Below are 13,947 nucleotides of genomic sequence, written 5' to 3'. Positions count from 1 at the left end.
AGTCGATACTTTAAAAGCAAGAGTGCAAGGATAAAGTATTGATAAATTTGACTATATAAAAATAGCTTTACCTATCTTTACTATAAACAACTTTATAAAACCCGTAAAGAAGAAAGAAAATAAGAAAATATTTTATAAGAATATCTTTTCCAAAGGCTTAACTATGAAAATCCTACACACTACCGATCTTCATTTTAACGAAGAGTGGTTTAGCTATATTAAATATGTAGAGCCACAGTATGATGTCATCTGTATAACGGGAGATTTACTAGACGGTCTTAATCCTAAAGGACTTGATCTTCAGATAGAGATAACTGCTAAATTCTTAAAGAGTTTAACTAAGTCGACATTTGCATGTAGCGGCAATCATGATATAAGACTGATATGGGATGAGTTCTGGTTAGATGAAATAGAAGGTATTTACTCCGATAACAGTATAGAGGAGATAGATAAGATAAAATTTGGTTGTGCCCCTTATCATAAAGCTAACTATGAGATATTTAAAGAGTGTGATATCTTGCTTTCTCATCTTCCGCCTGCTAGAACTCCTACTGCAATAGGACCAAAGGGAGATGACTATGGAAGTAGGAAGTTATATTACGTAATAGGCAAAGGCATAATATCTCCTAAATTTGTCTTATCGGGGCATATTCATAATCCTATGCAAAAAGAATACAAGCTAAAAGATACGGTTATTTATAATCCGGGGTGTGATAAAGATAGTATAAAGCCTAGGATTATAACTATAAAGATTTAAAGAGTGTATATTAGCCTCTGTATGCATCTAAAGAGTTATAAGATATACGATGAAAAGGTAAGAGTGATAGTAAATTCATACGGATATAAAACTAAAACTATGTCCGAAACTACAAATTATAAAGCAAAAGTAGTGGAAATTTAAAGAAATTTAAGCCATAGATAATATTAGTAGATGTAAAATCAATCCTACCTTTATATCTACACACAAAGAAAAACTTCCACACAAATTTAATATTATAAAAGTTAAAGGATTTAGTTGCATATATATAATATATATGCATACGGCTTTGCTTTGATCCTTGAAGGAAACGGTTATGAGCAGCAGTAACATATTTTTTACATCCGATCTTCATTTCGGGCATAAGAACGTTATGAAATTTTGTCCATGTTTTAGAGGGTTTAACTCGGTAGATGAGATGGATAATAGATTAATTGAGCTATGGAACTATACGGTAGGTGTAAATGATGAGATTTACAATTTAGGAGATTTCTCTTTTTATAAAGATATAGAGAAGTGTATATCTATACTAAAAAGATTAAACGGTAAGCATACTTTAATATTAGGTAATCACGATCTTGCAATAAGAAAGCAAAAAGATGAGCTTTTAGCTATTACTAAATTTGACGATAACAAGCTATTTGAAGAGATAGTTGATTATAAAGAGATAACTTTAAAATTTAAAGATGATAGTTATAGGCTAGTGCTGTTTCACTATCCTATACTAGAGTGGAATGCGGGGCATCACGGATCTATTTTATTATACGGACATGTTCATGACAGCATTTCACCTCTAAAAGGTAAAGCTTTAAACGTAGGATATGATTTGCACGGCAAGATACTTCATCTAAGAGATGTAATATCCTATACAAAGGATCTGCCTCCGTTTGAACATCAAGCCGATAAGAAGTTTAGTACTAACGATACAATAGCTAATAGAGAGATAAAGATAAGAGAGATATTAAGGGCAAATAATGAACGATAAGCTAAGAATAGAATATATAGATGAAGATAGATATAAAAAATATTTGTGTTTGGAGATCTACACGGCTCACTTCATCTATTTGATGAGATGATTAAAAAGATATCCTTAACCAAGGATGATCTAGTAATCATTCTTGGAGATAGCTGCGATAGAGGCAAGGACTCAATAGGGCTATATATAAGATATACCGAGATGATAAAAGATGGATATAATATAAAGCATATAATGGGCAATCATGAGTATATGTTTTTAAATCACTATCTTTTACGAGGAAGTATGACTATGCAGTGGGTAAATAACGGAGGATATAAGACTGTTAAATCGATAGAATATAGAAATTTAACCGTTAAAGATCTAAAATGGTTAATAAGCTACTTAAAAACAATGCCTCATATGATAAGCTCAAAGAGCTATATATTTGTTCATGCTTATTATAACCCCAGCTTAGATGAAACCAAACAAGATCCTGAGCATCTAATGTGGAGTAGAAGTCCTTTTTGGTTAATGAATAATACAGGCAAAGAGATATACTACGGGCATACTCCAAATAGAGACAATAAGATAAAAGTAAGAGAGAATAACTGCTACTCTATGGATGTAGGAGCCGTATTCTTTGATAACTTATCTATAATGGAGGTAAAGAGCAAGGAGGTGTTTTTGGTTGGGTGAAGGCGGTAAAGTGAAAGTTAAATTTTCAAAAGAGAGAAAAATAACATTTTAGACTAAAGTTTTATAAGACACCATACAAAATACCAAATTCATAGTTGGCATCATAAAGCACATTTTTAAATGCTATACTAAATATTTTATAGCACAAATAGCAGCTGGGTGGGCGAGGATACTTTTTGTCTGACAAGTCGGACAAAAATCTCTCGTTAGGGTAGTCCCTAAAACCCTCTTGCATTTTTAAGCAGACAATATCTTGTGTGTTTTTTGGTATAGCATGACTTAGGTCGATGTTATACCAAAAAACCTTCTTTTATAGCATTTTTATAAAGTTCATACAGGATCATGGCCTGCTTTGTAGATGGAAGAATAATTAATCCGCTTGCGACTTTTGATAAAATATCCATTTGCTTCATGGATACTTGGTGTACAATCTCGTCTTTTTTATAATACTCTAAAATCTTATCCCATTCTTTGAATCTAACAACGAATGATTGAATTTCTATACCATTGTCAAGTTTTTTATCTTTTTTTGCTTCTTTTTTTATATACTTTTCTTCCTCTGTACTAGTTAAATTTTCATCGTCAAATTCTAAACTCAATTCAATATCTTTTACGATATCCCAGCATAATTTTTTCTTGCACCATTGACCTATATTTGCATTGCCTTCTGGAGGATTTGTTATGCTGGTATAGATTTTTTCAGAGATGATTGATATTATGTTTTCTATATTACCAGATATTTTCTGTTCATCCCATATTTTAGAAAAATTTAAAAATAATCTATTTTTTTTTAAATAATAAGATAAATATGATATTGTATAAGCTACGCATTGGGCTCTATATCCGCCATTGTACCAAATGGCATTAGAAATAAGTTTTTCGGTCTGCTTAAACATTATAACTCTTGAGATCGCATCTTTAAAGTAGTTATTAGTTATACAAAGGCTATCTTTTTCTAATATTTGGGTAATATGTTTTGCAAAAGCCACAAAACTATATTGTGCGCCTTTTGATACGATTTCTGGTGACTGTTGCCAGGCAATCTCACTCTTGGCCAAAAATGTTTTATCAAGAAGTTGAGATTTTGGATTTTCTATTAAGAATTTCTTTTTATCAGCTTTACTCAGATAGGCCTGCTCATTCAGGTATTCACCTCTTACTCTTTCGTAAAACCAGTGAGTTCTTACTTGCAAACCATCAACAGCAGGAGCCAAATTCCTCTTTGAGTGCTCTTTAAAGTCCTTATGAAAAGGACTATTTGAAAAGAAGTCTGATTGATTTATCTTGTTTTGTGTATTTGCGTATTCGCTCACCTTTGATACAAATTCATCTTGTTTTTCTTCATCAGTAACTACAGACAACTTCATTTGGACATAAATTTTTGATACATCTAATTTTGAGTTTTTACTCGAGGCGTATATAGACGATATTGTCTGACCTCCATTAACTATTTGAAAATTTGATATTTTTGTGATCCTACCATCTTGCAGAACAACGTCACTAGCAGTTGCAGTTATACCATTGTTATATGCAAAAAACATTTCTGGGCTATACTCTATAGTATTCCTCAATCCCTTGTTTACATTGCCACGAAATTGCAAAAAAGTTCTGACATTTTGCTCTAAAAGCTTAGAGCCAAATTTATCATAAATACAAGCTATAGTCTCACCATCTATAACACTAAGATATGAACGGTATTTTTGTGCAGGAGCATCTACTACTAGTGTCGGCAAGTTCACTTCGACATCAAAGCTATTTTTGGAGTTATTTATAGTGTAAATTTTATACAAAAATTCAATATCTATAATACGATATTCTGAATCAATACCGGATAGTGTTTCGTTTGGAATGTTTGCTAAATTCTTAGTAATTTTTCCATCTGTTATGATGACGAATCTGATTTTTTTAACCTCATTTTTTATTAGATATAAATAAATATTATAGGCCATCGAATGATGCTCAAACCCCTCCTCTAAAGTGTCATAAAGTTTTTCACTGCTTTTTAAAAAGAAATTTTTTAACTTTTTAAATTTTGATTCGATTTGCGCTTTTGTAAGAGTTTGTATCTCATCGCTTTGAAAGAAATAGTGCACTAAAAGACTAAGTTTGCCACGCTCTTCATCAAAATCGTATCCGTTTACCTCCATATCTCTTTTATTATATTCAGCAGCCATATAGTCTTGCGATAACTCCCCTTCGCCAACAAGAGAGTCGCAGACAGACTCAAAAAATGCCTCTTGTTTACTTATGCCCCGGCTTTGGGCTTGGCTTATAATATCTTGCATAAAATCTTGATGAAAGTCCTCTAAGCTAACCATATTTTGCCTTTAAAGTTTTATTTGATCTAATAAAAATTCATTACATTTTAGTAAATTTATTGTGTATTTTACGTCATAAATTCTAGGATCTATATCTGTCGCAATAATTTTTGGAAATTTATCATCTACGTTGAAAAATAAAATTTTATCTATTTTGAATTTTTGTAGTTTCGATTTAGAATTTGCTTTGTAACCATACAAAAAAAGCTTTCTATAAAATGCCTCTACATCAGTAATCTTTGTTTCTATACTTTTTACAATATCCTCAATACTAAGTCCTTGAGAATTCACAGATAAAGCATACGCGACCAAGTACAATTTTTCTTTGCTTGTGTGAAGTTGATACGCAGATGAAATTGTTACATTTGGCGATTTTGAAGTTTTATATGTTTTTACCTCAACAGCACAATTATTAAATATAAAATCTTGTTTATCAAAACTTGCTCCAACCCAAGAATCCAATGCATATTCAAAACCAACTTGTTTAGAAGCAATATCACTTAAGAAGCTTAGCTCACCAAACAATCCCATTTGCTTTTCTATTCCAAAATCATCATCAACATTTAAAATAAAAAATTTCTTCCACTTTAAAAGTCGTCTTTCTATATTTTCTATAATGCCTTTTTCATCATTGCAAGTATTTAAAAGTGAAATAATATCACTACAAACCAATGCAAACAGCTTCCAATTAGAATTGTCATTTAGTGCTAAGTAAAACTTAGTAGCATTTTCAAAGTCTTTTCTTAGCGTGTTTAAACCAATAAATTTCATACTTTTTTTACTAGTTTTTTGACAAAAATCTAGCTCAATGCCAAAAGCATATCTTCCATCTAAATCAACCATCCAAAAAATATCATAATTACTGCTACCGCCAACTCTTCTTTTAGTGTTGTTTTGCATATCTTTCCAATGATTAATCATCTTGTTCTTCTAATTCATTAAATTCTAAAAACATCTCCTCTTGGTATACTTTATTAATTAGGTATTTAATGGTTTGAGAGTTGCTATCAACACCATCGTTAGGAAAACAAACACCGTATGCAGGTAGCACGCTGCATTCAAAGCCAATTTGATTATTTTTTGCATCTAATACATGTAGCATTAAAACTGGATTTTTGAGATTTTTTCTTAAAAAAGAAGACCTATCTCCTCTCTTTTCTTTTTTGCTTTGTTCGTAGATTTCATCATCAAGTAATACTTTTTCAGGATCTCCTGCTGATAATTTTCTATTTCCAAGCTCTATATATTTGCCCTTGTCTTGTAACTTTGAGCGTTCTTCCATATTTATCCCAATTCCTTCTGCAAATTCACCTTTGCCTCCATAAAGGACAACATCCCACATTGTATTCTTCTCTTCTAGATAAGTCTTAACAAAGTCTAACTGCATATGAGCTTTTATAACATCAAAGTTATTGATAAAATTTGATATTTTACTTTTGTCTATATTTTTATATATGATAGCACTTCCTTTTTTGTCGCCTTTATCAAGAGATTCTATTAAATTTTTCAAATTATTTAAATTCATCTCATGAAGTCGTGGGTTTTTAGCAAATCTTACGGTTTCTATTAGTTTTCCACTTAAGTCCAGTGAAACATACCTCTCTTCCGCATGTTTCATCTTATTTTTAGCTGTAATTTGTAGTTGACTATTTGGGTCTTGTCTGACAGCTAATCCAAAATTATAAGGTGTCAAACCGTCTTCCGCCATATCTTTAAATTTATACATAAGCTCATTTGTAGCCTCAATAATAAATCTAAAATAGTTTTTAATATCCTCTGGCATATAAATTTTACACAAATCCTCATAGCCTTGCCTATAGCCAAACCATCTACCCATCTGCATAAGAGTATCGTAAAATATTGTACTTCTTATAAAGTAACTTACACTAAGTCCTTCAAGGGTAAAACCACGCGATAAGCTAAGCCCTCCAACTGCAATGACATTTATTCTTTCATCAGTATTATAATCAAGTCGTTTTTTGCTATTTTGGTGAACTTCTATTACTAGAATGCTATTTGCTATTTCGGATAATTTGTTTGAAATATCTTGCCATGAAAATTCTATATTAAATTTTGCTTCAAAAATATCCTTTAAATTTGATATGAAACTACTTTGTTCTGCTGAATTTGAAAGTAAAATATAGGCACTAATATCTTTTTTAAGCGCTTTTAAGTATTCGTTTATCAGGCAAGCAATCTTTTCATGTATATCAGAAAAACGGCTAATATTAACAAGCATACTGTTGTGCTTAACTTGCCCTCTGAGATCTCTTATTGCAACATTTAACATAAATACATTTATAGCCTCAAATAAGCTGTTTGGTAATTCAGATAAAGAATAATCTTTTTTATGTTTTAAAGGAATATGTTCATCATAGTCGTTGATATCTACTAAATATTTGTCAGAACTTTCTATAAAAATTTTTTCAGCACCGAAATAATTACTTGGTGCATCAAGGGCGTAAATAAAATCTCTTGGAAACAAATCTTTCGAAATCCATTCATCCATATCTTTAATCTTTACGCTTTGCTCATCTTCTATCGTATGATCTATAAAAATATTTGCATAAGGGGTAGCAGTATATGCAACGTAGGAGCTTTTTTCAAAGAGTTCCAAGAGAGCCCTTAATTCTTTATTTATAGTAGTTGGATTATCTTCCTCTTTTGTGTTTATGGAAGCATAATCGGACTCATCATCTATTAGTAGCATGGCATGTTTTGAAATTTTACCGCTATAATGAGATTTAATCCACTTTATAACATTAGAAAGTGTGCTTGCATTTTTCTTTATTACCAAAAGTACAGGAGTATTTATATTGTCAAAATTTATACCTTGTGAATTTTTACGTGCATCTCTTGTGTTAAAATCATGTGTTTCTGTTGTTAAACTAATCGGTTGCATTTTATTTGCGTTTTGCAAGTCATTAAGCCCAACCCCGACCATCATTGTATCGTTTTTGCCGACAAAAGCCTGGTTTATACGAACTTGAGTCTGGTTTCTAAGATTGTTTTTGTCTCCAGCTACAACAACTATAAATTTATAGCCCATATCAGCAGCCTTGCATATCAAAGAAGCATAGTTTGAAGTTTTACCAGACTGAACATGTCCTACAACCATACCATATATACTAAACTTATCCTCTCTTGGATCTCCAATTTGATTCATTATAATATCTGTATCATCATCTACTGTTTTAATAACTTGTGGAGACAAGAAGCCCTTATAAAGTTTTTCCAATCTATCCCAATAAAAGTTCATGTTATTAGCTTTTGTATTGATGCTATACCAAGAAGTATTGCGTCGCTTTTGCTCATTGCCTTTTATTACTAGTCCCAAATTCATTCTAACATTAAAATATTTTTCTAAATCATCTTGTAGTCTTTTATAATCACTATCCAAAAAATTGCCATCTTGGTTAAATATATTAGTTTTAACTTCAGATTCAATAATTTTTCTTGTTTTAGTTATTTCACTTTCAATATCACCTGCTTCCAAAACCCCATTTTGTACTGAGTATTTCTCGGTTAAACGTTTTTTTGAAAACTCAAAAACCACTTCATAAAAACTATTTCCCATCAAATAACTCCTTATGTTTTTTAAAAATTTCTATTTTTTTAATCTCATCTTCACTAAGACCTATGCTCTGTAAGTATTTTAGAATTTTAACCGCTTCTTGATTTGAAATAGCATCCTCTTGTTTAAAACTATGCGGATTTTGCTGAACTTGAGCTTGTATTGCTTCGAGTGGAATGTATGCCTGAAGTGATTTTAGATACATTTGTAATATTTCTCTCGATTTTAAATCCAACAAATCCAATAGCTTTTGATACATTGGATTTTCTTTATTTATAGCAAAGTAAAGTTTATTATCCTCATAAACCAAATTCCAAAATCTTGTAATATTCTTATCGTTTATCCTGCGACCGCGGGTAGAAAAAGGCTTCATTCCATCTTTGACAGAATGCAAAGCAACTCTTTTTAATTCATCTTTTAATCCAGGGATGGGATTTGCAATAGATTTTTTTACATCTATATTCCATAGCTCATCTTGATCGTTTGAAATTTCAATTTTTATACGAACAAGTTTTGTTGCGTCACTGGATTTTAAAATTCCCCACCATTTACCATAAACAAGTAATCTGTGAGCCCTATAGAGATAGAAGCCTTGCGATTTTATATAGCCCTCACTTCCTCCATATTTTTCCCACTCAGAAACAGAAACTTTTGAGTGATGCGGCAAAATAAAGGGGGTTATTTTTATTTCCTTATCATTATATTTTATTAACTCGGTTGATTTAATAAAAGTTGCATCATGTGTTGGATTAAAAGGATTAAAAGGCAACAAAAGATTATTGTTTATATATATTTTTATTTTTTCCCCACCTATTCCTTCTAAAAATTGATGAAAAACCAAAGATAAATGATTTCTTAGTGTTTCTAAGTATTCTGAAATTTGTCCAACTTTATCTATTTCTTCCCATATTATAATAGTAGAGTTATTGTTTTCATAAAAATTATTAAAAATATCAATATTTTTATATTCGCTTAGGTCTGGTGTTAAAAGTAGCCATTTATCATTCCTGGAGATATAGTCCAAATCCCATTGCTTGGCAGAAATATCATTATTTTTCTTTGTTACAACGGTGAGTTTTTTGCACTGCGAAAATGAAGCAGTCTTAAGACCTAAGCCAAATTTACCAAGTGCAGCATTATCTCTTTCATCATCTGGATTTTTTGATGATAATCTCATTGCTTCTATTAGTTCATCGTTATTCATTCCTAAGCCATTATCTAAGACACAAAACAATGGTTTAGGATTTTGCACGGCGTAAATTTTTATATTATTTGCACCAGCAGAAATACTGTTGTCAATAATATCGGCAACTGCCACCTCAAAAGTATACCCTATATCACGAAGTGACTTAACGAAATTTGCAACGTTTGGATTAACTTCTATCGGCCGCATCTAATACTGCAACAATCTCTTTTGCAATTTTCTCAACCATTGGCACAACAACTGAATTCCCAGCTTGCCTATATAGTTGCGCTCTTGATATGCCTTCTGGAAGCATGAAGTCTTGCGGAAAGCCTTGTAGATTAAAGCATTCTTTTGGATTAAGTCGCCTTATTATTCCATTGTTTAATATTATAGGTATATTGTGTCCGCCTGCACCCATATTTGCAGTTAGAGTAGGGCAGACGTTTGATTTATTGGAGCGAACATAATAACGCCTATATTGATAGACAGTATTTTCATCTATAACACTATCCATAATTTTACGATGAATTTCGTTGTTTTGATTATTGTATATATCAGAAGGCATAATATGGTTGTCATCCAAAAACGATTTTATATTTTTGAGTGTTTTATTTGTTGGCTTTGGTATTTGAAACTTAGCAGACAGCAAATTATTTCTACTGGTTTCTAATATATTTTCTTTTATTGGTTTGTTGAAGCAGTAATCACTTTCATCCCTAAATCCAACTATATAAATCCTTTCCCTGCCTTGAGGTATGTTTGTATATTTAGACGCATTTAATACAAAAGGAATAAAAGAGTATCCTATATATTTCAACTCTTCTTTTATCGTCTGAAATGTTTTACCATTATTATGAGAAGTCAAAGTTCTAACATTTTCTAAAAAATATGCCTTTGGCTTTAACTCTTTTAGTAATCTAGAAACCTCAAAAAAAAGCTTACCGCGCTCATCTTCAAAGCCTTTACCATGACCAGCCTGCGAAAACGGTTGGCAAGGAAAACCAGCAGTGAGTATATCTATATCGTCTAAATTTTTATTGTTTATATTTCTGACATCATCTTCAATAAGATTGGTATTTTTATGATTTAGCCTATACGTTTTGCAAGCACTACGATCAATTTCGTTTGCCCATACTATATTACAGTTTGAGTTTTTAAAAGCTTGACAAACACCACCGACACCTGCAAATAAGCTACCTACTCTATAAATCACAACCGGCCTTTTATTTTTACAAATTGTATAATAAAATTTTGTTAGAATATACTATTATACTACATTGGATTTAAACTTGTCTTTCGCAATGTATCCAAACAATATTAAACTTATGAAAGTTAGTTTTAAATAGATGTTTTGCTATACTATAAATATTGCCATAAAATATTTTATAAAACATGCTTTTGTCCTTTCTGCCATACCTTCAAAGTTACTTGAATCAAACTCTATTAGGACTCCGCCTTTAAAATACTCTTGTGCAAGCCTACCTACTTCATTACCTATCTCAAATTTTGTATTATCGATATATTTATTTTCAAGGTCACGTCTAAATTTATAAAGCCATAAAGACTTAGGACACTGCAGACCTCTTGTGTATTGTGATTTAGATAGCATTTTAGTCCTTTTTGTTTTTTATAATTATAACAGGTTGGATAGACAAGAGAGTGTCTATTTATTTTATGGTATATTTATCCTACCCAAACCCAATATCACTCATATCTCTTCTTTTGGATATGTCTTTAGATCTGTTTAGCTTTAGCTTGAATAAGTTTCTAGCTTCCCTTTTAATCCAACCAACTCTTGAGATAATATCGAATGACAGTTCTCTAAGGATATCAATCTTTCTTCTAAATCTATCGATGAATTTTGAAATTCTTGTTGCATGAGAGTTTGTTCTTTGAATACTGCCTCTAAGCCGGTCAATCTCTTGTCCAAACTCCTTAATTCCAGCAATACTTGATTGAACAACTCCGTTCTCTCTTTCTCTTGCTTTTCTCTTGTATATAATTCCTCTAATAATTCCTGCTCTAGCAGTGTCATAATACATCCTTGTAGTAAAGATTTTGGTTTTATCATTTATTGTTGTTTGCCACTTATATATTGCTCTATGTAATCTTTCATCTGTTTGTTTTGATCTATTAGTATTGAATTGCTCGATTTCATCTTCCAAATTAAAACTCCTGACATTATTAACAGTATTAGCAGCGCCACTACTGATAGTTTTAATATAAAATTTACGTCTTGGCTCTCTTGAAGATTGTTCTTTAAGCCAGTTGTTTCTTTTTTGTATTTCATTGTTAAGTTTTGTTTTGAGTCTGTTAAGATCTTGATCTCTTTTTGACAGGCTTTGTTTGAATTTGATAATTCTAAATTTCTCAATTGCAACTCCTGAAAAGATGTCTCTAGGTTTGCATATTTCGTTTTCAAAGATGAAACTTCTTGGTTCTTGTTCGCCAGTATTATTTCCATCCCTTGTATCTTTAAACTCTTTTGCTCTTCTTTGTGTCTTTTCTCTGAGTTGCTCCAAGCTTGCAGTGTTGCTAAAGCTTTCATGAAACATATCTCCTTTAAATCTTTTAGCCTTTTTAGAATTAGGTAGCTTGACTGATATATAGTCTTTTCCTATTCTGGTTACTTCTATATTGCTATTTTTAAGGGCTTGTAAGATGTCATCTCTGCAAATAAATTCATTATTGATTAACTTATCTACTAGCATTTTTTCGAGTTCTAGATAATCTTTTACTGTATTTAAATCTTTTCTTGAACCTTGAAGTATATGAGATTTAGAAGGATCTTTTGGATCGGAAAGATTAAATCTTAGATTGGTGTAGTTTTGCCAAGAGTCAACTAACTTTCTATCTACTTTATCATAGTAAGGATTAAAGGCTAGTCCTGTTATTAAGTCTATCTTTGGAATAGCAAAATTTAGTTCAAGCCTTTGTTTGTCGGTATGTTCTACCCATAAGATATTGTATCTATCTTTATATTCTCCAAATAGAAGAGTTTCAAATTTATCTATTACTCTTTGTTTAGTCTTTAGATCAATATCTTTTTCTTCAAACGATAGACAGCCCATACATAGCTTTTGCTTTTTGGTTATGCCTGAAACTATATTTCTGGTTACGCTTTCACTACCTTTTATAACACAAGCGGTTTTGTCTTTTACTCTATGATTTAAAAGATAGTTGATCCCGGATATGCTTCCGCCTTGTTTATTAGAAAAGAATTTAACTAGCACTTTTTATCCTTATCTAACAAACTATTTATAGAATTAGAAATTTCTATAATATGTTTTAAAGCGATAAGGTCGATGCTTTCATTTTTATTGACATATTTGGCTACCTGACCGAGATTGCTTCCTATCCTTGAAATTTGAACTACCATAGCTTTATCGAATTTATGGATAGGGGGTTTGGAGTGAAGGATAGTATGTCTTGTAAACGCTGATTTGTTTAAACCGCACAAAGACGCTTTAGTTTCCAATAAATTCATTTCATTATCGGTTAGTCTAATGGAGATTTTGTTATCTTTGTTGTTTTTGAATTTCATTTAAATATCCTTGTTTATAAGTTTTATATTGTATTTAAAGCTTGGCATCGGCTAAGCCTTTAAAAGAATTTGGCTGCTCTTTAAGCCGTATGGCTTGCGTGTCGTTGCGGGGAAAAACTACATGACCTAGTGTCTGCTGCATGCTACTACTTGCCGTTTTATTCGTGTCGCTACTTTTAATATCATCTATGCCGCGCGCTAAATAACTGTCGTTTAGATTTATCGTAGTATCAGAGTTTAAATTTAGATTTATCGTATCGGTATTGCTTTTTGTATCGCTCTTGTTTTCCTGAGCCTTACCTATACTCTTATCATGGTAACTGTCTTGCTGAGGCGATACGGGTTTGATATTTTCATCATGTACAATAGATGCTTTTTTAGATATGATTTCTTTGTCGCCATTACAATCATCATCTTCATTTGATCTATCTTTTCTCTTTTCTACACTTTTTATAGCTACACTTGATATCTTGGTATTTTCCAAAAAGTCTCTTATATCGCTTTGTGTATAAAATATCGATGATCCCATCTTTCTAAAAGGAAGCAGTCCTTTATTTCTATACCTAGCCTGAATCCTAATGTTTATTCCCAATGCATCTTCTATATCTTTTGGAGTGTATAGAATTAAACCTGCTATCTCTATCATCTTTTGTCCTTTATAGTATTAGTATTTATTGAGGCGATAGAATTTACTTCTAAACTATTTACAAGAGCTTCTATAGAGTCTCTCTTGTAAAAAACTCTTCTTCCCAGTTTAATATATGGAAGTTTTATCCCATCTCCTTTTTTCATACGCCATTTGGCTTGAGTTTGAATAGGCACTCCATACATCAAACAGAATTGTTCTGGAGTAATTAAATTTTCAATCATATATTTCCCTTTTTTTATAATATTTTTGAGCATAGTAGCATGTT

At 31.4% G+C, this 13,947-nt stretch carries 14 protein-coding genes; 4 read left to right on the top strand and 10 right to left on the bottom strand.

Features of this window, described 5'->3' with window-relative positions; all coding sequences use genetic code 11:
* Positions 1-163: 163 nt before the first annotated feature.
* From CDOMC_RS02430 to CDOMC_RS02420, 4 genes are all read left to right on the top strand, one after another.
* The gene (locus CDOMC_RS02430) at positions 164-757 is read left to right on the top strand and encodes a metallophosphoesterase family protein (RefSeq protein WP_172127616.1); all 594 of its coding nucleotides are present in this window, start codon (positions 164-166) and stop codon (positions 755-757) included.
* A gap of 21 nt (positions 758-778) precedes the next feature.
* Positions 779-901: a hypothetical protein gene (locus CDOMC_RS10255; protein WP_257793015.1), complete on the top strand. Its 123-nt coding sequence runs from the start codon at positions 779-781 to the stop codon at positions 899-901.
* A gap of 172 nt (positions 902-1,073) precedes the next feature.
* The gene (locus CDOMC_RS02425; RefSeq protein ID WP_172127614.1) at positions 1,074-1,742 is read left to right on the top strand and encodes a phosphoesterase; all 669 of its coding nucleotides are present in this window, start codon (positions 1,074-1,076) and stop codon (positions 1,740-1,742) included.
* Positions 1,743-1,787: 45 nt separating this feature from the next.
* Positions 1,788-2,411, top strand: a complete 624-nt coding sequence (locus CDOMC_RS02420; RefSeq protein ID WP_236861336.1) for a metallophosphoesterase family protein — start codon at positions 1,788-1,790, stop codon at positions 2,409-2,411.
* Between the two features lie 290 nt (positions 2,412-2,701).
* Here the strand turns inward: CDOMC_RS02420 and CDOMC_RS02415 are convergent, their stop codons facing one another.
* From CDOMC_RS02415 to CDOMC_RS02370, 10 genes are all read right to left on the bottom strand, one after another.
* Positions 2,702-4,729, bottom strand: coding sequence for an AIPR family protein (locus CDOMC_RS02415; protein WP_172127612.1), 2,028 nt, complete (start codon positions 4,727-4,729; stop codon positions 2,702-2,704).
* Positions 4,730-4,738: 9 nt separating this feature from the next.
* Positions 4,739-5,650 (bottom strand): PD-(D/E)XK motif protein, encoded by a 912-nt coding sequence (locus tag CDOMC_RS02410; RefSeq protein WP_257793014.1) that lies wholly within the window; start codon positions 5,648-5,650, stop codon positions 4,739-4,741.
* A complete protein-coding gene (locus CDOMC_RS02405) occupies positions 5,643-8,306 on the bottom strand; it encodes a Z1 domain-containing protein (RefSeq protein ID WP_172127608.1) in 2,664 nt (887 codons plus the stop codon). Before CDOMC_RS02405 ends, CDOMC_RS02410 begins: the two co-directional genes overlap by 8 nt.
* The gene (locus tag CDOMC_RS02400; RefSeq protein WP_218975687.1) at positions 8,296-9,621 is read right to left on the bottom strand and encodes an ATP-binding protein; all 1,326 of its coding nucleotides are present in this window, start codon (positions 9,619-9,621) and stop codon (positions 8,296-8,298) included. Before CDOMC_RS02400 ends, CDOMC_RS02405 begins: the two co-directional genes overlap by 11 nt.
* Before the next feature lie 55 nt (positions 9,622-9,676).
* Positions 9,677-10,702, bottom strand: coding sequence for a DNA (cytosine-5-)-methyltransferase (gene dcm / locus CDOMC_RS02395; RefSeq protein WP_236861335.1), 1,026 nt, complete (start codon positions 10,700-10,702; stop codon positions 9,677-9,679).
* Between the two features lie 141 nt (positions 10,703-10,843).
* Positions 10,844-11,098 carry a hypothetical protein gene (locus CDOMC_RS02390; protein WP_172127604.1) on the bottom strand — a complete coding sequence of 85 codons (255 nt, stop codon included), beginning with the start codon at positions 11,096-11,098 and terminating at the stop codon, positions 10,844-10,846.
* A 79-nt stretch (positions 11,099-11,177) separates the two neighbouring features.
* Positions 11,178-12,722: a relaxase/mobilization nuclease domain-containing protein gene (locus CDOMC_RS02385; RefSeq protein WP_172127602.1), complete on the bottom strand. Its 1,545-nt coding sequence runs from the start codon at positions 12,720-12,722 to the stop codon at positions 11,178-11,180.
* Positions 12,716-13,033: a plasmid mobilization protein gene (locus CDOMC_RS02380; protein ID WP_172127600.1), complete on the bottom strand. Its 318-nt coding sequence runs from the start codon at positions 13,031-13,033 to the stop codon at positions 12,716-12,718. Before CDOMC_RS02380 ends, CDOMC_RS02385 begins: the two co-directional genes overlap by 7 nt.
* A gap of 34 nt (positions 13,034-13,067) precedes the next feature.
* Positions 13,068-13,679 (bottom strand): helix-turn-helix domain-containing protein, encoded by a 612-nt coding sequence (locus tag CDOMC_RS02375; protein ID WP_172127598.1) that lies wholly within the window; start codon positions 13,677-13,679, stop codon positions 13,068-13,070.
* Positions 13,676-13,903, bottom strand: coding sequence for a helix-turn-helix domain-containing protein (locus tag CDOMC_RS02370; protein ID WP_218975686.1), 228 nt, complete (start codon positions 13,901-13,903; stop codon positions 13,676-13,678). Before CDOMC_RS02370 ends, CDOMC_RS02375 begins: the two co-directional genes overlap by 4 nt.
* Between the last annotated feature and the right edge of the window lie 44 nt (positions 13,904-13,947).

It is taken from the genome of Campylobacter sp. RM16192 (assembly GCF_004803855.2).
Taxonomy (GTDB): domain Bacteria; phylum Campylobacterota; class Campylobacteria; order Campylobacterales; family Campylobacteraceae; genus Campylobacter_A.
Note: the sequence above shows the minus strand (reverse complement) of the source record. Positions and strands in the feature narration are given on the sequence as shown.

Coding starts and splice junctions, on each gene's coding strand:
- CDOMC_RS02390 (WP_172127604.1), bottom strand. CDS start 11,098: ATGCTATCTAAATCACAATACACAAGAGGTCTGCAGTGTCCTAAGTCT.
- CDOMC_RS02425 (WP_172127614.1), top strand. CDS start 1,074: ATGAGCAGCAGTAACATATTTTTTACATCCGATCTTCATTTCGGGCAT.
- CDOMC_RS02370 (WP_218975686.1), bottom strand. CDS start 13,903: ATGATTGAAAATTTAATTACTCCAGAACAATTCTGTTTGATGTATGGA.
- CDOMC_RS02410 (WP_257793014.1), bottom strand. CDS start 5,650: ATGATTAATCATTGGAAAGATATGCAAAACAACACTAAAAGAAGAGTT.
- CDOMC_RS02405 (WP_172127608.1), bottom strand. CDS start 8,306: ATGGGAAATAGTTTTTATGAAGTGGTTTTTGAGTTTTCAAAAAAACGT.
- CDOMC_RS10255 (WP_257793015.1), top strand. CDS start 779: ATGCATCTAAAGAGTTATAAGATATACGATGAAAAGGTAAGAGTGATA.
- CDOMC_RS02380 (WP_172127600.1), bottom strand. CDS start 13,033: ATGAAATTCAAAAACAACAAAGATAACAAAATCTCCATTAGACTAACC.
- CDOMC_RS02430 (WP_172127616.1), top strand. CDS start 164: ATGAAAATCCTACACACTACCGATCTTCATTTTAACGAAGAGTGGTTT.
- CDOMC_RS02415 (WP_172127612.1), bottom strand. CDS start 4,729: ATGGTTAGCTTAGAGGACTTTCATCAAGATTTTATGCAAGATATTATA.
- CDOMC_RS02375 (WP_172127598.1), bottom strand. CDS start 13,679: ATGATAGAGATAGCAGGTTTAATTCTATACACTCCAAAAGATATAGAA.